Origin of the sequence: Actinomadura verrucosospora (assembly GCF_039540335.1) — a bacterium.
GTDB lineage: Bacteria > Actinomycetota > Actinomycetes > Streptosporangiales > Streptosporangiaceae > Spirillospora > Spirillospora verrucosospora.
The window spans coordinates 31,541-50,833 of sequence record NZ_BAABEV010000028.1; the positions used below are offsets into that span (position 1 = coordinate 31,541).

21 protein-coding genes are annotated in these 19,293 nt (G+C 72.9%); 16 read left to right on the forward strand and 5 right to left on the reverse strand.

Going from position 1 to position 19,293, the window contains the following annotated elements:
- Window positions 1-68 precede the first annotated feature (68 nt).
- Genes ABD944_RS26590 through ABD944_RS26625 form a run of 8 tightly spaced genes read left to right on the forward strand, consistent with a single transcriptional unit; the run spans window position 69 to window position 6,719 of the window.
- Window positions 69-911, forward strand: a complete 843-nt coding sequence (locus ABD944_RS26590; RefSeq protein ID WP_378187571.1) for a helix-turn-helix transcriptional regulator — start codon at window positions 69-71, stop codon at window positions 909-911.
- Entirely contained in the window at window positions 908-2,320 is a 1,413-nt protein-coding gene (sufB, locus tag ABD944_RS26595) for a Fe-S cluster assembly protein SufB (protein WP_345181055.1), read from the forward strand. The genes ABD944_RS26590 and sufB overlap by 4 nt, the downstream gene beginning before the upstream one ends.
- Window positions 2,320-3,456 (forward strand): Fe-S cluster assembly protein SufD, encoded by a 1,137-nt coding sequence (sufD, locus tag ABD944_RS26600; protein WP_345181058.1) that lies wholly within the window; start codon window positions 2,320-2,322, stop codon window positions 3,454-3,456. Before sufB ends, sufD begins: the two co-directional genes overlap by 1 nt.
- The gene (locus ABD944_RS26605) at window positions 3,453-3,770 is read left to right on the forward strand and encodes a non-heme iron oxygenase ferredoxin subunit (protein ID WP_345181060.1); all 318 of its coding nucleotides are present in this window, start codon (window positions 3,453-3,455) and stop codon (window positions 3,768-3,770) included. Before sufD ends, ABD944_RS26605 begins: the two co-directional genes overlap by 4 nt.
- Before the next feature lie 26 nt (window positions 3,771-3,796).
- Window positions 3,797-4,561 (forward strand): Fe-S cluster assembly ATPase SufC, encoded by a 765-nt coding sequence (gene sufC / locus ABD944_RS26610; protein WP_179835235.1) that lies wholly within the window; start codon window positions 3,797-3,799, stop codon window positions 4,559-4,561.
- On the forward strand, window positions 4,558-5,832 hold the full coding sequence (locus ABD944_RS26615) for a cysteine desulfurase (RefSeq protein WP_345181067.1): 1,275 nt from the start codon (window positions 4,558-4,560) through the stop codon (window positions 5,830-5,832). Before sufC ends, ABD944_RS26615 begins: the two co-directional genes overlap by 4 nt.
- Before the next feature lie 54 nt (window positions 5,833-5,886).
- The gene (sufU, locus tag ABD944_RS26620) at window positions 5,887-6,345 is read left to right on the forward strand and encodes a Fe-S cluster assembly sulfur transfer protein SufU (protein ID WP_345181070.1); all 459 of its coding nucleotides are present in this window, start codon (window positions 5,887-5,889) and stop codon (window positions 6,343-6,345) included.
- Window positions 6,342-6,719: a metal-sulfur cluster assembly factor gene (locus ABD944_RS26625; protein ID WP_345181073.1), complete on the forward strand. Its 378-nt coding sequence runs from the start codon at window positions 6,342-6,344 to the stop codon at window positions 6,717-6,719. The genes sufU and ABD944_RS26625 overlap by 4 nt, the downstream gene beginning before the upstream one ends.
- Window positions 6,720-6,762: 43 nt before the next feature.
- On the opposite strand, the gene ABD944_RS26630 is transcribed toward ABD944_RS26625, so the two are convergent.
- The gene (locus ABD944_RS26630; RefSeq protein ID WP_345181074.1) at window positions 6,763-7,317 is read right to left on the reverse strand and encodes a hypothetical protein; all 555 of its coding nucleotides are present in this window, start codon (window positions 7,315-7,317) and stop codon (window positions 6,763-6,765) included.
- Between the two features lie 157 nt (window positions 7,318-7,474).
- Here ABD944_RS26630 and ABD944_RS26635 point away from each other — a divergent pair, with 157 nt between their 5' ends.
- On the forward strand, window positions 7,475-8,671 hold the full coding sequence (locus ABD944_RS26635) for a sensor histidine kinase (protein ID WP_345181077.1): 1,197 nt from the start codon (window positions 7,475-7,477) through the stop codon (window positions 8,669-8,671).
- A gap of 17 nt (window positions 8,672-8,688) precedes the next feature.
- Window positions 8,689-9,366: a response regulator gene (locus ABD944_RS26640; protein WP_345181227.1), complete on the forward strand. Its 678-nt coding sequence runs from the start codon at window positions 8,689-8,691 to the stop codon at window positions 9,364-9,366.
- A gap of 16 nt (window positions 9,367-9,382) precedes the next feature.
- On the opposite strand, the gene ABD944_RS26645 is transcribed toward ABD944_RS26640, so the two are convergent.
- A complete protein-coding gene (locus ABD944_RS26645; RefSeq protein ID WP_345181080.1) occupies window positions 9,383-10,531 on the reverse strand; it encodes an EAL domain-containing protein in 1,149 nt (382 codons plus the stop codon).
- Window positions 10,532-10,646: 115 nt separating this feature from the next.
- Window positions 10,647-11,042, reverse strand: coding sequence for an ABC transporter permease (locus ABD944_RS26650; RefSeq protein WP_185024767.1), 396 nt, complete (start codon window positions 11,040-11,042; stop codon window positions 10,647-10,649).
- A 67-nt stretch (window positions 11,043-11,109) separates the two neighbouring features.
- Between ABD944_RS26650 and ABD944_RS26655 the strand changes: the two genes are divergently transcribed.
- The 3 genes from ABD944_RS26655 to ABD944_RS26665 are packed head-to-tail and all read left to right on the forward strand — an operon-like array spanning window position 11,110 to window position 13,165.
- Entirely contained in the window at window positions 11,110-11,748 is a 639-nt protein-coding gene (locus ABD944_RS26655) for an AIM24 family protein (RefSeq protein ID WP_345181085.1), read from the forward strand.
- Complete coding sequence (locus ABD944_RS26660) at window positions 11,748-12,401, forward strand: AIM24 family protein (RefSeq protein ID WP_345181087.1); 654 nt, start codon at window positions 11,748-11,750, stop codon at window positions 12,399-12,401. Before ABD944_RS26655 ends, ABD944_RS26660 begins: the two co-directional genes overlap by 1 nt.
- Before the next feature lie 2 nt (window positions 12,402-12,403).
- A complete protein-coding gene (locus tag ABD944_RS26665) occupies window positions 12,404-13,165 on the forward strand; it encodes an AIM24 family protein (RefSeq protein ID WP_345181089.1) in 762 nt (253 codons plus the stop codon).
- A gap of 46 nt (window positions 13,166-13,211) precedes the next feature.
- Here the strand turns inward: ABD944_RS26665 and ABD944_RS26670 are convergent, their stop codons facing one another.
- On the reverse strand, window positions 13,212-14,009 hold the full coding sequence (locus ABD944_RS26670) for a VOC family protein (protein WP_345181091.1): 798 nt from the start codon (window positions 14,007-14,009) through the stop codon (window positions 13,212-13,214).
- Window positions 14,010-14,280: 271 nt separating this feature from the next.
- Between ABD944_RS26670 and ABD944_RS26675 the strand changes: the two genes are divergently transcribed.
- The 3 genes from ABD944_RS26675 to ABD944_RS26685 all read left to right on the forward strand — a co-directional run bounded on the left by ABD944_RS26675 (window position 14,281) and on the right by ABD944_RS26685 (window position 17,180).
- Window positions 14,281-15,879 (forward strand): ABC-F family ATP-binding cassette domain-containing protein, encoded by a 1,599-nt coding sequence (locus ABD944_RS26675; RefSeq protein WP_185024763.1) that lies wholly within the window; start codon window positions 14,281-14,283, stop codon window positions 15,877-15,879.
- A gap of 116 nt (window positions 15,880-15,995) precedes the next feature.
- The gene (locus tag ABD944_RS26680) at window positions 15,996-16,208 is read left to right on the forward strand and encodes a helix-turn-helix domain-containing protein (protein WP_021596738.1); all 213 of its coding nucleotides are present in this window, start codon (window positions 15,996-15,998) and stop codon (window positions 16,206-16,208) included.
- Between the two features lie 144 nt (window positions 16,209-16,352).
- Window positions 16,353-17,180, forward strand: a complete 828-nt coding sequence (locus ABD944_RS26685; protein WP_345181095.1) for an enoyl-CoA hydratase/isomerase family protein — start codon at window positions 16,353-16,355, stop codon at window positions 17,178-17,180.
- Between the two features lie 51 nt (window positions 17,181-17,231).
- Here the strand turns inward: ABD944_RS26685 and ABD944_RS26690 are convergent, their stop codons facing one another.
- Complete coding sequence (locus tag ABD944_RS26690) at window positions 17,232-19,160, reverse strand: Xaa-Pro dipeptidyl-peptidase (RefSeq protein WP_345181098.1); 1,929 nt, start codon at window positions 19,158-19,160, stop codon at window positions 17,232-17,234.
- Window positions 19,161-19,293: the final 133 nt, after the last annotated feature.

The window sequence follows — 19,293 nt, forward strand, 5'->3', positions numbered from 1 at the left end:
TGAGCTACGACATCGGCGTTCCGGTGTTTCGCGGGAAGTAATTACGGCACACTGATGTTGTGAAAAACGTGGGCGAGGATCAGACGAGCACCGGGGGCGCCGCCGTGCGCCCCGTCGGCGTGCCGTCCGGCCAGCCCGAGCGCGACACCCGCGCCCGGGTGGCCAGGCTGATCCTCGAACACGGCCCGGTCACCGCGTCCACGCTGGGGGAGCGCGTCGGCCTCACGCCGGCCGCGATCCGGCGGCACCTGGACGCGCTGCTGGCCGAGGGCATGATCGAGATCCGCCAGGCGCGGGTGCCGCAGTCCCGGCGCGGCCGGGGCCGTCCCGCCAAGTGGTTCGCCATCACCGACGCCGGGCGCAGCGCCTTCGTGCACGCCTACGACGACCTGGCCACCAGCGCCCTGCGGTTCCTCGCCGAGACGGCCGGCGACCACGCGGTCGCCGAGTTCGCCCGGCGGCAGATCGCCGACCTGGAGCGCCGGTACCGGCCCGTCGTGCAGGACGCGCCGCCCCACCAGCGGGTCCGCACGCTCGCCGAGGCCCTGTCGGGGGACGGCTACGCGGCCGCCGCCGCCAAGGCGCCCCAGCCGGGCGGCGGCGAGCAGTTGTGCCAGCACCACTGCCCGGTCGCGCACGTCGCCGCGGAGTTCCCGCAGCTGTGCGAGGCCGAGACCGAGGCGTTCAGCCGGCTGCTGGGCACTCCCGTGCAGCGGCTCGCCACGATCGCGCACGGCGACGGCATCTGCACCACCCACGTCAGTTCCCGCTCGCTCTGCGGGACCGGCGACACCGGCGAGGGCGGCGCCCGCGCCGCGCACGCCGCCCCTGGCGGGGACACGGCGGACGCGGAGGCGTCCGCCGGCACGCATCTGACCAGTGACGAGGAGTCCGGAGGGACCTCCCTATGACTACGGCAGCCCACCCGGAGCTCGAAGGGCTCGACAGGTACAAGTTCGGCTGGGCCGACTCGGACGCCGCCGGCGCCTCGGCGCGGCGCGGTCTGAACGAGGACGTCGTCCGCGACATCTCGGCCAAGAAGAACGAGCCTGAGTGGATGCTCGACCTGCGCCTCAAGGGGCTGCGGCTGTTCCGCAAGAAGCCGATGCCCACCTGGGGCTCGGACCTGACGGGCATCGACTTCGAGAACATCAAGTACTTCGTGCGCTCGACCGAGCAGCAGGCCACGTCCTGGGAGGAGCTTCCCGAGGACATCAAGAACACCTACGACAAGCTCGGCATCCCCGAGGCGGAGAAGCAGCGCCTCATCGCCGGCGTCGCCGCCCAGTACGAGTCGGAGGTCGTCTACCACAAGATCCGCGAGGACCTTGAGGAGAAGGGCGTCATCTTCGTCGACACCGACACCGGCCTGCGCGAGCACCCGGAGATCTTCCAGGAGTACTTCGGCTCGGTGATCCCGGTCGGCGACAACAAGTTCGCCGCGCTCAACACCGCCGTGTGGTCGGGCGGCTCGTTCATCTACGTCCCGCCGGGCGTGCACGTGGAGATCCCGCTCCAGGCCTACTTCCGGATCAACACCGAGAACATGGGCCAGTTCGAGCGGACGCTGATCATCGCGGACGAGGGCTCCTACGTGCACTACGTGGAGGGCTGCACCGCTCCGATCTACAAGTCCGACTCGCTGCACTCGGCCGTCGTGGAGATCGTCGTGAAGAAGGACGCCCGCGTCCGCTACACGACGATCCAGAACTGGTCCAACAACGTCTACAACCTGGTGACCAAGCGCGCCGTCGCCTACGAGGGCGCCACCATGGAGTGGGTCGACGGCAACATCGGCTCCAAGGTCACCATGAAGTACCCGGCGATCTACCTGCTCGGCGAGCACGCCAAGGGCGAGACCCTGTCGATCGCCTTCGCGGGCGAGGACCAGCACCAGGACGCCGGCGCGAAGATGGTGCACGCCGCGCCGAACACCTCCAGCAGCATCATCTCCAAGTCGGTGGCGCGCGGCGGAGGCCGCACGTCCTACCGCGGGCTGGTGCAGATCCAGGAGGGCGCCGAGCACAGCAAGTCCACGGTCAAGTGCGACGCGCTGCTGGTCGACCAGATCAGCCGGTCCGACACCTACCCCTACGTCGACGTCCGCGAGGACGACGTGGAGATGGGCCACGAGGCGACCGTCTCCAAGGTCTCCGAGCAGCAGCTGTTCTACCTGATGAGCCGCGGCCTCACCGAGGACGAGGCGATGGCGATGATCGTGCGCGGCTTCGTCGAGCCGATCGCGCGCGAGCTGCCGATGGAGTACGCCCTGGAGCTGAACCGGCTCATCGAGCTGCAGATGGAAGGAGCCGTCGGCTGATGGGGCTCGAGCAGAAGCCTCTCTCGACGCTGCACGAGAAGGCGTCCTACGACGTCGCCGACTTCGACGTGCCCACGGGGCGCGAGGAGGAGTGGCGGTTCACCCCGCTGCGCCGCCTGCGCGGCCTGCACAACGGCACGGCCGAGGAGGGCGGCAAGGTCCTGGTGGAGGTCGAGGCGGCGCCGGAGGTGACCGTCGAGACGGTCGGCCGCGACGACGAGCGCCTCGGCAGGGCCTACGTCCCCACCGACCGGGTCAGCGCCCAGGCGTGGACCTCCTTCGCCCAGGCCACGGTCGTGACCGTCCCGAAGGAGACCGCGGCCTCCGTGCCGACCGTGCTGCGGCTGCGCGGCGAGGACGCCTCGGCCGCCGCCTACGGGCACATCACGATCGTCCTGGAGCCGTTCGCCGAGGCCACCGTCGTGCTGGCGCACCGGGGGTCGGCGACCTACGCCGACAACATCGAGTTCGTCGTCGGCGACGGCGCCCGACTGTCGGTGATCAGCCTCCAGGACTGGGCCGACGACGGGGTCCACGTCTCCCACCAGCACGCCCGGCTCGGCCGCGACGCCCGGTTCCTCTCGCACAACGTCTCGCTCGGCGGCGACGTGGTGCGGATCTCCCCGTCCGTCGCCTACGAGGGGCCCGGCGGCGACGCGGAGCTGTACGGGGTGTACTTCGTCGACGGCGGCCAGCACCTGGAGCACCGCCTCCTGGTCGACCACGCCGTCCCGCACTGCCGCAGCCGCGTCGACTACCGCGGCGCCCTGCAGGACCGGGACGCGCACGCCGTCTGGATCGGCGACGTGATCATCCGCGCGGAGGCGGAGGGCACCGACACCTACGAACTGAACCGCAACCTCGTCCTCACCGACGGGACGCGGGTCGACTCCGTGCCGAACCTGGAGATCCTCACCGGCGAGGTCGCCGGCGCGGGACACGCCTCGGCTTCCGGCCGGCTGGACGACGAGCACCTGTTCTACCTCCAGGCGCGGGGCATCTCCTTCGACGATGCGCGCCGCATGGTGGTCCGGGGGTTCCTCGGCCAGCTCGTGGAGCGCATCGAGGTCGCCGAGGTGCGCGAGAAGGTGCGCGAGGCGATCGAGGCGGAACTGGACCGGGGAGCGGCCAGGTGACCTACGTGAAGGTGTGCGCGCTGGACGAGGTCCCCGCCGACGGCGCGCTCGGCGTCGAGGTCGACGGCACGCCCGTCGTCGTCGCGCGGAGCGGTGCCGACGTGTTCGCTCTGAACGACATCTGCTCGCACGCCGAGGTCTCGCTCTCCGAGGGCGAGGTCTACAACGGCACTATCGAGTGCTGGCTGCACGGATCCTGCTTCGACCTGCGCAGCGGCAAGCCCACCAACCCGCCGGCCACGCAGCCGGTCGCCACCTACAAGGTCAGGGTCGAGGACGGCGAGGTCTACGTCTCGCTCGCCGGCGACGACTGACCGCACGACGAAGGACTACACGCACTATGGCCACGCTTGAGATCCGCGACCTCCACGTCTCCGTCGGCGACGGCTCCGACGGCGCGAAGGAGATCCTGCGCGGGGTCGACCTGACCGTGAAGGCCGGCGAGACCCACGCCATCATGGGGCCGAACGGCTCCGGCAAGTCCACCCTGGCCTACGCGGTCGCCGGCCACCCGAAGTACGAGGTGACGTCCGGCTCCGTCACGCTCGACGGCGAGGACGTCCTGGCCATGTCGGTCGACGAGCGCGCCCGCGCCGGGCTGTTCCTGGCGATGCAGTACCCGGTCGAGGTGCCCGGCGTCTCGGTGTCCAACTTCCTGCGCTCGGCCGTCACCGCCGTGCGCGGCGAGGCCCCGAAGCTGCGCGAGTTCTCCAAGGAGATGAAGGCCGCGATGGACGCCCTGTCCATCGACCCGGCGTTCGCGCAGCGCAGCCTGAACGAGGGCTTCTCCGGCGGCGAGAAGAAGCGGCACGAGATCCTCCAGCTGGAGATGCTGAAGCCGAAGGTCGCCGTGCTGGACGAGACCGACTCCGGCCTCGACGTCGACGCGCTGAAGGTCGTCTCCGAGGGCGTCAACCGGTTCGCCTCCGGCGACACCGGCGTCCTGCTCATCACGCACTACACGCGCATCCTGCGCTACGTGAAGCCCGACTTCGTGCACGTGTTCGCCGCCGGCCGCGTCGTCGCCGAGGGCGGGCCCGAGCTGGCCGACGAGCTGGAGAACGAGGGCTACGAGAAGTACGTGAAGGCGGGCGCGTCCCTATGAGCGGAACAGGGAGCCTTCTGCCCGAGGAGCTGAAGAAGGACTTCCCGCTGCTGCAGCGCACGGTCCGCGGCGGGCGCCCGCTGGTGTACCTGGACTCGGGGGCGACGTCGCAGAAGCCCCTCCGGGTGCTGGACGCCGAGCGGGAGTTCTACGAGCGGCACAACGCGGCGCCGCACCGCGGGGCCCACCTGCTCGCCGAGGAGGCGACGGAGGCCTACGAGAACGCCCGCGCCTCGATCGCCAGGTTCGTCGGCGCCGCGCCCTCCGAGATCGTGTTCACGAAGAACGCCACCGAGGGCATCAACCTGGTCGCCTACGCGATGAGCAACGCGGCCACCGCCGGCCCGGAGGCCGAGCGGTTCGCCGTCGGCCCCGGCGACGAGATCGTGGTCTCGGAGATGGAGCACCACGCCAACCTCGTCCCGTGGCAGCAGCTCTGCCGGCGGACGGGCGCGACCCTGCGCTGGTTCGGCATCACCGACGAGGGCCGCCTCGACCTGGACGACCTCGACGGCATCGTCAACGAGCGCACGAAGATCGTCGCGCTGACGCACCAGTCGAACGTCCTCGGGACCGTTCCGCCGATCGAGCGGATCGTGGAGCGTGCCCACGCCGTCGGCGCGCTCGTCCTGCTGGACGCCGCGCAGTCGGTGCCGCACCAGCCCGTGGACGTGGCCCGGCTCGGCGCCGACTTCCTGGTGTTCTCCGGGCACAAGATGCTCGGCCCGACCGGCATCGGCGTGCTGTGGGGGCGCGGCGAGCTGCTCGCGGCCATGCCGCCGTTCATCACTGGCGGCTCCATGATCGAGGTCGTCCACATGGAGGAGACCACGTTCATGCCGCCGCCGCAGCGGTTCGAGGCGGGCGTGCCGATGACCGCGCAGGCGGTCGGGCTGGGCGTGGCCTGCGACTACCTCGCCGATCTCGGCATGGACCGCGTGCACGCCCACGAGGAGGCCCTGGTCGGCTACTCGCTGGAGCGTCTCGGCGAGATCTCCGGCGTCCGCGTCATCGGCCCCGGCACCACCGAGGCCCGCGGCGGCGCCGTCTCGTTCACCGTCGACGGCATCCACCCGCACGACGTCGGGCAGGTCCTGGACGAGCTGGGCGTCGAGGTCCGCGTCGGCCACCACTGCGCGTGGCCGATCTGCCGCCGCTTCGGCATCCCGGCGACCACCCGCGCGACGTTCTACCTCTACAACACCCTCGGCGACGTGGACGCGCTCGCCGACGGGGTAAGGCAGGCGCAGAAGTTCTTCGGCACCGCCTGAGGAACACGCCCTGCCGCACCCGGGTTGTAGCGAGAAAGGCTTGGAAAGGACGCCATGCAGCTGGAGGCGATGTACCAGGAGGTCATCCTGGACCACTACCGCAACCCCCTGCACAAGGGGCTGCGGGAGCCGTTCGAGGGGGAGGCGCACCACGTCAACCCCACGTGCGGCGACGAGGTGACGCTGCGCGTCCACCTGGAGGGCGAGGGCCAGGACGCCACGGTCGCCGACGTGTCCTACGACGCCATGGGCTGCTCGATCAGCCAGGCCAGCGCATCGGTGATGTCCGACCTGCTGATCGGCAAGTCCGTCAAGGAGGGGATGGCGGTCGGCGAGGAGTTCCTGGCGCTGATGCAGTCCCGCGGCCAGGACGTCGCGCCCGACGAGGACGTCCTGGAGGACGCCGTCGCCTTCGCCGGGGTCTCGAAGTACCCCGCCCGGATCAAATGCGCCCTGCTCGCCTGGATGGCGTGGAAGGACGCGACCGCCCGCGCACTCGGAGAGGCATCATGACCGACACGCCCGCGACCGACACGCCCGCCCAGGAGGCGCCCGACGCCGAGGCTCCCGCGACCGCCGCCTCCCCCCAGGAGGAGGAGATCCTGGAGGCCCTCAAGGACGTCGTCGACCCCGAGCTCGGCATCAACGTGGTCGACCTCGGCCTGGTGTACGGCGTCGACCTGACCGACGAGGTCGCGACCCTGGACATGACGCTCACCAGCGCCGCCTGCCCGCTCACCGACGTGATCGAGGACCAGGCCCACAGCGCGCTGGAGGGCCTGGCCAAGGACGTCAAGATCAACTGGGTCTGGCTCCCGCCGTGGGGCCCCGACAAGATCACCGACGAGGGCCGCGACCAGCTCCGCGCCCTCGGCTTCAACGTCTGACCCGCGCCGCGCCCTGAGGCCGCGTCCCACCCGGGACGCGGCCTCACGCGTCCCGGGCGGCGCCGTCCCGCGGCCTGGGCGGCCAGAGGGTGGTCGTGACGGGCCACAGGGCCCAGACCGCCAGGACGAACCCGAGGCGGCCCAGCCAGGCGTCCAGGGCCCGCGTGCGGTCGGCATCGCCGACCAGGGCGATCATCGCCAGGAGCAGGGCGCAGGCGATGGCCGTGGCGAGCGCGGCCTTGCCGAACTCGCGCCACTCGTGGCGGACCCGCGCCGCCCCGTACCTCGGACCGCGGGTGGGCGGCGGGCCGCCGGCGAAGCGGTGGGCGAAGCGCTCGTCCGCCCACCGGACCATGCTGTGGCCGAACGCGACCGAGTAGCCGAGGTAGGCGGCCGACAGCCCGTGGGCGCCGCCGGCGGTCGCGCCGCCGCGCAGGTCGGCCGCCGTGGCGGCCAGCAGGACCAGGTCGACCAGCGGGACGCTCAGCAGGAGCACCGCCCCGGTGCGGCGCAGGCGCAGCGCGTAGCGGGCGAGGAGGCCCGCGGCGAGGAGCACCCAGAAGCCGATCTCGCATCCGGCGATCACCGCTAGCAGCACGTGGAATCCCTTCTCGACGGCCGGGATTCTCATCGTCCGCCCGGGGGCGAGGGCGAATCGTCGTCTGCGATGAGGTTCCGCGGGTCGTCCGAAGGATGTACGCGCGCTCCTCACCCGGACGGACGAGACACCCCGGGCGGGATGCTGAGATGGACCCGTGCACAGGCTCCGACGTCTCACCACCCGCCAGGACGCGCTGCTGGCCGCCGCCGCGCTCGCGGGCGGCCTGGTGGTGCTGGCGGCGCACGGGCACACCGTGTGGTCCGCCGGCTGGGACCCCTCGTTCCGGCTGCGCCTCGTCCCGCTGGTCGGGCTCTGCGCGACGATGCTCCTGCGGCGGACGGCCCCGCTCACGGGCCTGCTCCTGGCGACGCCGTTCAACGTCGCCGACGTCGGGTTCGGGCCGAGCCTCGCCACCGCGATGATCTACGGGGACGCGCTGTACGCGGCGAGCCTGTACGGCCGGCGCCGGACGGCGGAGTGGCTGCTCGGGGCGACGCTCGCGGGGAGCGCGGCGGTGGCGGTCGCCGCGGCGGCGGCGGTGCGCGGCGTCGCGGTCGGCGTGCTCGGCGCGTCGGTCGCCGGGGTGGTGTGGGTGACGCCGGTGCTGACCGCGATGGCGGTGCGCGAGCACCGGTCCCGCGCCGAGGCCGAGCGGGCGCGGGCCGAGGCCGAGCGGGAGCGCGCCGAGCAGGTGGCGCGGCTGGCCGAGCTGGACCGGCGGGCCGCCGTGACCGCCGAGCGCGCCCGGATGGCCCGCGAGCTGCACGACGTGATCGCCAACCATCTGAGCGCGGTGGCGCTGCACTCCTCGGCCGTGCTGAAGGTGCGGGGCCTGGACCGGGAGGGGGTGGACCGGGCGATGGAGGTCATCCGGGAGAACAGCGTCCAGGGGCTCGCCGAGATGCGGCGGATGATCGGGCTGCTGCGCGAGGGCGACGGCGCGGATCCGGCGGCCCGGCCGCGGCTGGCGGAGCTGGACCGGCTCGTCCGGCACACCGCGCGGTCCGACCTGTCGGCGCGGCTGGAGGTCGCCGGGGAGCCGCCGGAGCTGCCGGCGGCGGTCGAGCTGGCCGCCTACCGGATCGTCCAGGAGTCGCTGACGAACGCGCTGAAGCACGCCGGGTCGGGGCGGGCCGACGTGCGGGTGGAGTACACGGGCGGCCACGTGGTGATCGACGTGCTGAGCCCGCTCGGCCGGGACGGCTCCCGGCTGCCCGGCACCGGCAGCGGGCTGGTCGGGATGCGCGAGCGCGCCGTGATGCTGGCCGGGAGGTTCGCCGCCGGGCCGGACGGCGGCCGCTGGCGGGTGCACGCCGAGCTGCCGCTCGACTCGCTGGGCGGGGCGGCGTGAGCGCCGGGCGGGACGGCGTGATCGACGTCCTGGTCGCCGACGACCAGGCGGCGGTGCGGGCGGGGCTGGTGCTGATCCTCGGCGCCGCGCCGGACGTGCGGGTGGTCGGCGAGGCCGCCGACGGGGCGCGGGCCGTGGAGCTGGCCGAAGAGCTGCGGCCCGACGTGGTGCTCATGGACGTCCGCATGCCCCGCCTGGACGGCGTCGCCGCCACCCGGCGGATCGCCGGGTTCACCGCCGTCCTGGTGCTGACGACGTTCGACGTGGACGAGTACGTGTTCGGGGCGCTGCGCGCGGGCGCCGCCGGGTTCCTGCTCAAGGACGTCGACGCCGACCGGCTGGTGGAGGCGGTGCGGACGGTCGCGGCGGGGGAGGGAGTCCTCGCGCCGGGCGTCACCCGGCGGCTGATCGGCGCGTTCGCGGCCCGGCCGGCCGCCCCGGCGGAGGTGCCGGGGCTGGCGGAGCTGACGCCGCGCGAGCGCGAGGTGTTCGCCTGCCTCGGGGAGGGGCTGTCCAACGGACAGATCGCGGCCCGGCTCGCCATGGCCGAGACGACCACCAAGACGCACGTGAGCCGGATCCTCGCCAAGCTCGGGCTCGGCAGCCGGGTCCAGGCGGCCATCCTCGCCCAGGAGACGGCCGTGACGGGATTCTCCGGCCTTGATCCACATAAGGGATCATCCGGGGCGGTCTAGGCCCCCAGCGGCGGTCTCAGCGCGACATGGCCCGGATCAGGTCGGCCACCCGGACGATGCCGAGGCAGCGGCCGACCTCGTCCACCACGACCAGGTCGTCGTAGACGCGCTCGTCCTCGGCGCCCGCGGCCCGCAGCGCGGCGATCGCCGGGACGGTGCGCGGGACCGGCCGCGGCGGGTCGGCGAGCCGCGCGGCGGGCCGGCGCGCGTGGAGGGCGTGCCCGTAAGCGCCCGACAGGCGGAGCAGGAAGCGCGTCCGGTCCACGGTGAAGCTCGGCCGCTGCCGCTCGTCCACCAGGACGACGCTGGTGGCGCCGGTCTCGGCGTTGAGCACGGTGAGCACCTCGCCGGCGGTCGCCGTCAGCGGCAGCGTCACCGCGGGGAGGGTGAACTCCGACACCCGCGGCCCGAGCCCGGCCCCGGGCCGGGCGGGCGGCTCGTGCCCGCCCGTGACCGGGATGCTCACCGGCATCCCCGGGCGCCAGTCCGGCGGCGCGAGGGCCGGGCCCTGGACGAGCCGGACGCCGGCCTCCCGCAGGTGCAGCACCTGGTCGGGCGTCGTCATGCCGGGCGCGAGCACGTGCGTCTCCAGCCGGTGCGCCAGCTCGACGAGGCTAGCCACGAGCGCCGCGCGGCGCGGGTCGGCGGCCGCCGTCCGGGCCAGCCCGGGATCGAGCTTGAGCAGGTAGGAGGCGCCGTCGACGAGCAGGTCGAGCGGGGTGTGCGCGGAGCCGAGGCCGGACAGCCCGACGAGGTATCCGGCGCGGCGCAGCGCCGCCAGCGCGGCGGCGACGGCCGGGCGCCGCGCGGGCGCGAAGCCCCCGCCGACGCACAGGATGATCTCCTGCGGGCGCCGCCCGGTCTCGCCGAGACCGCGGTGCAGCCCGGCCAGCAGGTCGCCGCCGCTCGCGAGGGTCTCGGCCCGCAGCCCGATCTGCAGCGGCAGCGGCGTGCCCAGCTCGGCGGCCGCGCGCGCGGCCTCGACCGCGCGCCGCACGTCCCCGGACGCGGGGTCGGGCCGCACCGGTCCGCCGGTCCGGTCGGACTCGCCGGCCGGGGCGGCGTGCGCCTCGACGGCGACGACGGCGCCCGTGCCGAGGTCGACCACGGGGTGGAACACGGCCCGGGCCGGGACGAGCGCGTCGAGGGTGTCGGAGGCGGACACAGGCGCATCATGCCGCCAGGGGACCGGCGAAACCGCTTTTGTCAGGAGAAGTTAACCGACTATTCCCGCAGCTCACCCGGCCGGACGGCCGCCGGTCACCGCCCGCGGCCTCCGGTCACAGCCCGCGGCCGCCGACGACCGCCGACAGCAGGTACGTCACGCCGGCGACGGCCGCCAGCCACACGTAGGCGGTGATGTCGGCGCCGCGCAGGGCCTGCACGACGAGGCCGCCGACGACCGCGACGGTCAGGACGTCGCCCGTCATGGCGGCGGCCCGCAGGTGGGCGCGGGCCCGGGTGCCCGACCCGAACCCCTCACTGAGCGGCAGCGCCGGCTCGTTGCGCCGGTAGGCGAGGTACGCCGCGTACGCGGCCAGCGCGGCCAGCGCGATGAGGGCCGTGCCGGACCGCCCGTCGGCGGCCAGCACGGCCCCGACCACCACGCCGGCGCCCAGGACGAGCCCTGGGACTGCCCACCGGCTGAGACTGCGGCGTTCGGGAGCGATCCACATGTGCTCATCCTTGCCGATCGGCGCACCGGGCGGACCGGCAACGCGCCGGGCGGTATCTTCTCGCTTCGTGGCGCAATTTCGAATGAACGGCTCGAAGATGCTCGCCGTCGACCTCGGCGGCGAGACGATCCGGGCGCTGAACGGCTCGATGGTGGCCTACGAGGGCCAGATGGCGTTCAAGCGGCAGGGCATGACGGGCGGCGAGGGGCTGCGCGGCGCCCTCAAACGCAAGATCGCCGGCGAGGGCATGACCCTCATGGAGATCACGGGACAGGGGACGGTCTACCTGGCGAGCGAGGCGACGGAGGTGACGCTCGTCCAGCTCACGGGCGACACCCTGTTCGTGGAGTCGGAGAGCCTGCTGGCGCTCGACGGGAGCCTGAACACGGGCGTGCAGTTCGTGGGGCTGCGGGGGATGGGCACCGGCCAGGGCCTCGCCACCACCAAGGTCGACGGGCACGGGACGGTGGCGGTCCTGTCGCAGGGGCCGGCCATCGCGCTGGAGGTGACGCCGCAGACGCCGCTCTGCGTCGACCCGCACGCCTACGTCTGCCACCACGGGCAGCTTCAGCAGGACGTGGTCACCGACGTCAACTGGCGGACGGTGATCGGCCAGGGATCGGGGGAGAGCGTGCAGTTCCGGTACCAGGGGCACGGGCTGGTCTACGTCCAGCCGGCCGAGCGCGGCGGGATTCTGGAGATCTGATGCCCGGCTACGAGTCGATCAACTCCAAGATGCTCCAGGTCCGGATCGGACCGGGGCAGGAGGTCTACAGCAAGCGCGGCGCCATGCTGGCCTACACCGGCGCGGTGTCGTTCGCCCCGACCGCCACGGCGGGGCAGGGCATCGGCGGCACGCTCGGGCGCGCCGTCGCCGGCGAGCACAGCGCGATGATGCACGTCACCGGCCAGGGCAGCGTCATGTTCGGCCACGGCGGGCTGCACGTGTCCGTCGTCGAGCTGAACGGCGCCGACACCCTGTACGCCGAGGCCGACCGGCTGCTGGTGCACGACACCACCCTGCAGGTCGGAACCATGTTCATGGGCGAGCAGGGCGGCGTGCGCGGCATCGTGCGCGGCGCGGTCACCGGGCAGGGCCTGTTCACCACGACGCTCACCGGGCACGGCGCGTGCGCGCTGCTGTCGCACGGCGGCGTGATGGAGCTGCCGATCACCCCGCAGCGCCCGGTCCACGTCGACCCGCAGGCGTACGTGGCCCATCGCGGCCAGGTGCAGAACAAGCTCACCACGGCGGTGGGGCTGCGCGACCTGATCGGGCGCGGCTCCGGCGAGGGCTTCCAGCTGGAGCTGAGCGGCTCCGGCGTCGTCTACGTCCAGGCCAGCGAGAGGAAGATCTGACCGTGAGCACGTTCGGGACGCGGACCTGGAACCCCACGACCCTGCCGTCCAACGACAACGTCAACCCCTACGCCTTCAGCGTCGACCTCAACGGGCAGTGGTTCGCGCAGAAGGGCAAGATGATCGCCTACTACGGGCAGATCAAGTTCGAGGCGCTGTCGGCCGGCCCGCTGGACTCCCTCGTCGCGCACACCTTCAACTCCCCGCTGTACGCGCAGGACTGGATCGTCGCGCAGGGGCAGGGCAAGCTCGTCCTCGCCGACCGCGGGTTCGACGTCAACTCCTTCGACCTGGAGAAGGGCAACCTCACCGTCCGGGCGGGGAACCTGCTCGCCTTCGAACCGGGCCTGGAGCTGAAGCAGTCGATCATCCCCGGGTTCCTGACCCTGATCGGCACGGGGCGTTTCGTCGCCGCCTCCAACGGGCCCGTGCACTTCGTCGAGCCGCCGATCCGCGTTGACCCGCAGGCGCTGCTCGGCTGGGCCGACTGCCCGTCGCCCTGCCACCACTACGACCACTCCTACATGCGCGGCGCGTTCGGCGCGGCCCGGATGGTCTTCGGGATCGGCGGCTCGTCCGGCGAGGAGCACCAGTTCGACTTCACCGGCCAGGGCACCGTGATGATGCAGTCGTCGGAGGTCGTGATGAACGAGGACGTCCTGCTGCGCGACCTCGAAGGCCAGATCGGGCTGGTCGGCACGTCCGGCCTGCAGCGCCTCCAGCACACGATCACGCAGCGGCTCGCCTCCGAACGCCAGGGCTGACCGCCCCGGGGCCGGACGGAGCACGTCCGGCCCCCGGGCCGCCCGGTCAGGACTCCGGCTCCTGCGCGGGCTTGATCACCTGGAACGGGACGCCGAAGGGGTCGCGGACGGAGGCCGCCCGCCCGTACGGGGTGTCCTCGGGCTCGGAGTCGACGGCGCCGCCGCCCGCGCGGACCTTGCGGACCGCCTCGTCGGCGTCGTCGACCGCGAAGTACGTCAGCCAGGACGAGACGGGGCCGTCACCCCCGCCGAGGACGATCTCGGATCCCCCGAGGATGCCGCCGGCGTAGCGCCCGTCGCCCGCCCGCCGCAGGACGGTGTAGTCCATGTCGCCCGGCATCGGCTCCAGTTCGTAGCCGAACACCGCCCGGTAGAACTCCCCGGCCGCGGCGGAGTCGCGCGTGACCAGTTCGTTCCACGCGAACGAGCCCGGCTCGTTGACGATCCGCGAGCCGAAGTGGGAGCGGCCCTGCCACAGGCCGAAGTGCGCGCCCTGCGGGTCGCGCAGGACGGCCATGCGGCCGAGGTCCATCACGTCCATGGGCGCGACCACGACATCCCCGCCCCCGTCGGTGGCGCGCTTGACCAGCGCGTCGCAGTCGTCCGCGGCGAAGTAGACGCTCCACCAGAACACGTCGGGCTCGCCCTCGGGGTTCTGCATCATCCCCGCGACGGGCTCGCCGCGCAGGTTGCACATGTTGTAGTGGCCCGCCTCCGGCCCGGCGTCCTGGAACTGCCAGCCCAGCAGGGTCCCGTAGAACGTCCTGGCCCGGTCGAGATCGGGGACGCCGATGTCCAGCCAGTTGGGCGTCCCTTCCGGCGCGTTGCCCGTGACGTGGGTCATCTGCCTCACACTCCTCCGTGCTGGGGACCGTGGCCCCGGTGTCGTCCCGCCGCACGCGCCGCCACTTCCCATCCTGGCCCCGCCCACCGCGTCTACACATCGGGCCCCCGCGGGCGCAGCGATGGCCGGGACCGGCCCGGCTTCACGTACACTGGGCGAATGGTTCCGCTCCCGAACTGACAGGCCGCCCAGCGCGCCCCGGTCACAGGACCGCGCGGCGCGCTTCTTCGTGCCTGTCCACCGAGCCGTCCGTCAGGGGAGCCCTGTCACTGTGATCATCGCGAAAGACATCGAGCTGCGCGCCGGGGCCCGGCTGCTGATCGAGGCCGCCAGCTTCCGGGTCAACCCCGGCGACCGGGTCGGCTTCGTCGGCCGCAACGGCGCCGGCAAGACCACCCTCACCAAGGTCCTGGCGGGTGAGGCGCTGCCCGCGCAGGGCGCCGTGACCTCCTCCGGGACCATCGGCTACCTGCCGCAGGACCCCCGCGGCGTCGACCTCGACGAGCTGGCCCGCGACCGGATCCTGTCGGCCCGCGGGCTGGACGAGGTGATCCGCGAGCTGCGCGCCGCCGAGGAGGCGATGGCGACCGCGACCGGCGCCGGGCGCGACAAGGCCGTCCGCCGGTACGGGCGGCTGGAGGAGCGGCTGCACGTCCTCGGCGGCTACAGCGCGGAGGCCGAGGCCGCCTCGATCGCCTCCAGCCTCGGGCTGCCGGACCGGGTGCTGACCCAGCCGCTCGGCACGCTGTCGGGCGGCCAGCGGCGGCGCGTCGAGCTGGCCCGCATCCTGTTCTCCGGCGCCGACACCCTGCTGCTGGACGAGCCCACCAACCACCTGGACGCCGACTCGATCGTCTGGCTGCGCGACTTCCTCAAGGGCCACCAGGGCGGCCTGGTCGTCATCAGCCACGACGTGGAGCTGCTCGACGCGGTGGTCAACCGGGTGTTCCACCTGGACGCCAACCGCAGCGTGATCGACATCTACAACGTCGGCTGGAAGAAGTATCTCGACCAGCGCGAGACCGACGAGCGGCGCCGCAAGCGCGAGTCGGCGAACGCGCAGCGGCAGGCGTCCACGCTGCTGTCGCAGGCCGACAAGATGCGGGCCAAGGCCACCAAGGCCAAGGCGGCCCAGCAGATGGACCGGCGGGCCCGGCAGCTGCTGGCGGGCGTCGAGGGCGAGCGGCAGGCCGACAAGGTGGCCAAAATTCGCTTCCCGGACCCGGCTCCCTGCGGCAAAACCCCCCTCACCGCGGAGGGTTTGTCGAAATCGTACGGATCTTTGGAGATATTCACCGACGTCGACCTGGCCATCGACCGCGGCAGCCGGGTCGTCATCCTGGGCCTGAACGGCGCCGGGAAGACCACCCTCCTGCGCCTGCTGGCCGGGGTCGACAAGGCCGACACCGGTACGGTCGTGGCCGGTCACGGGCTGCGGATCGGCTACTACGCGCAGGAGCACGAGACGCTGGAGGTCGAGCGGTCCGTCCTGGAGAACATGCAGTCCGCCGCGCCCGGCATGGCGCCGGTCGAGGTCCGCAAGATCCTCGGGTCGTTCCTGTTCTCCGGCGACGACGTCGACAAGCCCGCCGGGGTGCTGTCCGGCGGCGAGAAGACCCGGCTGGCACTGGCGATGCTCGTGGTCTCCAGCGCCAACGTGCTGCTGCTCGACGAGCCCACCAACAACCTCGACCCGGCGAGCCGCGAGGAGATCCTCGCCGCGCTGCGGACGTTCGCCGGAGCGATCGTCCTGGTGACCCACGACGAGGGCGCGGTGGAGGCGCTCGCACCGGAAAGAGTGATTTTGCTGCCAGATGGTGTGGAAGACATCTGGAGTGACGAGTTTGCCGATCTGGTGGCCCTCGCGTGACCTGCGGAGTGACTTCCGCAGATCTTTTCTGGCCGAGTGGGTAGCCGAACCGGCGGGAATGACTGATCATGGCGGGGGATAACGCAGCGGTCACCACATCACTACGGGAGGTACTCGTGGCCGAGACCCTGAAGAAGGGCACCCGCGTGACCGGTGCCGAGCGCGACAAGCTGGCGGCGGACCTGAAGAAGAGGTACGACTCCGGCGAGAGCATCCGCGCCCTGGCAGCCGCCACCGGCCGCTCGTACGGTTTCATCCACCGGATTCTGACCGAGTCCGGCGTCAACCTGCGCGGTCGCGGTGGCGCGACCCGGGGCAAGAAGTCCTGACCGGACACCGGCCCCCGGATGAGCGCACCGCCTGACCCGGCGCCGCGACCGACCGAGTAAGGTTCGGTCGCGGCGACGGACAGGTGCGGGTCCCGCCCCGTGGACGGCGGGGCGGGACCCGAACGCTCATCGGAAGGAAGACCCATGGGGGACGCGACCACGGCCGGCGGGCCGGAAACGGCCACGGCGCCGGAGACGGCGGAGCACACCCCGCCCGGCCTCGACGAGGCGGGCCTGCGGCTGGACGTGGACGGCGCGATCGCGACCGTCACCCTGGACCGGCCCGAGCGGCGCAACGCCATGACGTTCGCGACCTGGCGCGGGCTCGCCGCGATCGGGCGCTCCCTGCCTCCGGACGTGCGCGTCGTCGTCCTGCGGGGCGAGGGCCCCTCGTTCTCGGCAGGCATCGACCTCGGCATGTTCTCCGGCGGGGGAGGCGGCGAAGGGTTCACCGACGGCGCAGACGCCGAGGGAACCGACCGCTTCATCGCCGAGCTGCAGGAGGGCTACACCTGGCTGCGGCGCCCCGACATCGTCTCCGTCGCGGCGGTGCACGGCCACGCCATCGGCGCCGGCTTCCAGCTCGCGCTGGCCTGCGACATCCGCGTGGTCGCCGAGGACGCGAAGTTCTGCATGAAGGAGCCCGCGCTCGGGCTCGTCCCGGACCTGACCGGCACCAAGCCGCTGGTCGAGATCGTGGGGATCGGGCGGGCCCTGGAGCTGTGCCTCACCGCCAGGACGGTGCTCGCCGACGAGGCGGCCCGGATCGGCCTCGCCGAGACCGTCGTCCCGCGCGACGGCCTGGACGGCGCCGTCCGCGATCTGGCGGACGCCCTGCTCGCGGTGAACCCGGGCGCGGCCGCGGCCACCAAGCGGCTGCTGTGGCAGGCCGCGGAGAACACCCTGGAGGAGCAGTGCGCCGCCGAGCGCCGCGAGCAGATCGGCCGCCTCCGCGAGGTCTTCGGCTCGTGAGCGGGCGGGCCGGGGGAGAGGCGCCCCTCGCCCCCGGCCCGCCGCGCCGCGCTACCGGAGCGGCTCGCGGCGGCCCGGCGCCAGCGGCAGCAGCACCCTGCTGACGCCCGGCCGCACCTCGACCTTCGTCCCCGCCGGGTAGCGGAGCGTGTAGTCGTGGTCGGTGGACAGAAGGATCACGCCGAGCCGGTGGCCGGCCTTGACCGTGTAGTCGGTCGGTTCGAGGTCCCATCGGAAGGAGTAGGTCCGCCCCGCCTCGATCGGCTCGGTCCGGGCGAAGTCGTGCCGGTTCCGGGCGTCCAGCCACCCCCGCGTGATGATCTTGTAGGGGGCGGTCTCGGTGCGCAGCGCCTGCCGGATCGTGCAGCCCGAGTCGCCCGGCACGCTCTGGCCGTAGCAGACCTCCTCGCCGGTGGTGACGCGCGCGCCCGTGGGACGGGTGTCGGTGCCGTAGTCGACCAGCAGCGCCGTCAGGTACGGCGAGCGGCCGTCGAGCGAGGCCCGCAGCGAGACCGAGGGGATGCCGTCCACCCGGACGGGCTCCGTCAGCGGCCCGGTCAGGTAGGCGAGCCGGTTCGCGTCGGCCTGGCCCTCGTTCGCGAGGAGCTCCTCGGCCGTCCGGGTCCTGCCCGCGTCCGTGAACGACTGCGCCGGACCGGGCCGGGGCCTGAGGCCGAGGGCGCCCGGCTGCCCGGACGGGCCCGCGTTGAGGCTGACCGGGACGGTGCGGGTGCCGGGGACGGGCCAGTCCTTCGCCGTCTCCCACGTCCCGTCCGCGTGCTGGACGTCGACGCGCGGCTCGTGCTCGATCCCGTTGCGGACGCCGTACAGGTAGCGGTCGAACCAGTGCAGCGTCTGGCGCAGCCACTCCTCGACCCGCCAGCGGAACGGCGTGGAGTGGTTGCCCTGGTGGAGCCACAGCTTGCGCGGCACGCCCGCTTCCTTCAGCGCGTTCCACCATTGCACGGAGTGCTTGACCTTGACGTTCCAGTCGTTGAGCCCGTGCACGACCATGACGGCGGCCCGCACCCTCCGCGCCTGCCCGACGTAGTCGCGCTCGGCCCACACCGTGGAGTAGTCGCCGGTCTCGCGGTCCTGGGACGCCTCGATGTCCTCGATGACCTTCGCGCAGACCTCGGGGTTCTCGCGGGTCAGCACGGCCTTGGCCAGGACGTCCAGGTCCTCGCCCTGGTAGCCGCCGGGCGCGACCACGCCGCCGCCCGCGCGGTAGTAGTCGTACCAGCTGGAGATGCCCGCGATCGGGACGATGGCCTTCAGGCCCTCGACCCCGGTGGCGGCGGCCATGTTCGGCAGCGTCCCGTCGTAGGACTGGCCGATCATGCCGACGTTCCCGGTGGACCAGGTGGCCTTCACCGGCGCGCCGTCCGGCGTCCAGCCCCGGGCCCGCCCGTTGAGCCAGTCGACGGCGGCCTTCGCGCCCGCCTGCTCGCTGCGGTCCCCGGAGGTCGGGCAGCCGGTCGAGCCGCCCGTCCCGATGCTGTCCAGGTCGGCGACGGCGTAGCCGCGCGGCAGGAAGTAGTTGTCGTAGTAGCCGGGGAAGACCTCGGCCAGGTCGCGCCGCGTGGTGGTGAGCGAGCGGGCCCGGGCGTCGCCGATGTCGACGGGGTGGTTCGGGACGTCGTTGATCCCGGCCCAGTACGGGCTCGGCTCCAGGATCGTCGGGACCTTCAGGCCGGCGGTGTCGGTCTCCCTGGGCCGCATGATCCGCAGTTGCACGCGGTCCCGCACGCCGTCGCGGTCGCTGTCGGCGGTGGTCTCGATGTTCACGGTCTGGGTGACGGCGTCGGCGCGGGAGAACACGGGCTGCGTCTCCCCGTTCCGCACCGTGACCTGGTGGGCGCCCGGTGGCCGGGGCGCGGACCTGGTGGGCCCGGCCGCCGCGGCGGGCAGCGCGGAGGCGGCGGCGAGCGCGGCGGTGAGGGTGATCACGCCGACGCCGCCGGTGAGGCGTCGTCTCATCGGGGCTCCTGGGGGGTGTGAGCCGGGAAGTGGAGATCACGGTTACACCCCGGGAGCGGCTTGTCCAGAGGCGTGTTACGCCGTGAGCGGAGCCGGGAAGACGGGCGGGCGGGGGCGCGTTGTCCACGCCGGA

Excerpts from the sequence above, each read along its gene's own strand:
- ABD944_RS26615 (WP_345181067.1), top strand. The coding sequence starts at position 4,558 with ATGAGCGGAACAGGGAGCCTTCTGCCCGAGGAGCTGAAGAAGGACTTC.
- sufC (WP_179835235.1), top strand. The coding sequence starts at position 3,797 with ATGGCCACGCTTGAGATCCGCGACCTCCACGTCTCCGTCGGCGACGGC.
- sufB (WP_345181055.1), top strand. The coding sequence starts at position 908 with ATGACTACGGCAGCCCACCCGGAGCTCGAAGGGCTCGACAGGTACAAG.
- ABD944_RS26690 (WP_345181098.1), bottom strand. The coding sequence starts at position 19,160 with ATGAGACGACGCCTCACCGGCGGCGTCGGCGTGATCACCCTCACCGCC.
- sufU (WP_345181070.1), top strand. The coding sequence starts at position 5,887 with ATGCAGCTGGAGGCGATGTACCAGGAGGTCATCCTGGACCACTACCGC.
- ABD944_RS26660 (WP_345181087.1), top strand. The coding sequence starts at position 11,748 with ATGCCCGGCTACGAGTCGATCAACTCCAAGATGCTCCAGGTCCGGATC.
- ABD944_RS26685 (WP_345181095.1), top strand. The coding sequence starts at position 16,353 with ATGGGGGACGCGACCACGGCCGGCGGGCCGGAAACGGCCACGGCGCCG.
- sufD (WP_345181058.1), top strand. The coding sequence starts at position 2,320 with ATGGGGCTCGAGCAGAAGCCTCTCTCGACGCTGCACGAGAAGGCGTCC.
- ABD944_RS26670 (WP_345181091.1), bottom strand. The coding sequence starts at position 14,009 with ATGACCCACGTCACGGGCAACGCGCCGGAAGGGACGCCCAACTGGCTG.
- ABD944_RS26650 (WP_185024767.1), bottom strand. The coding sequence starts at position 11,042 with ATGTGGATCGCTCCCGAACGCCGCAGTCTCAGCCGGTGGGCAGTCCCA.
- ABD944_RS26625 (WP_345181073.1), top strand. The coding sequence starts at position 6,342 with ATGACCGACACGCCCGCGACCGACACGCCCGCCCAGGAGGCGCCCGAC.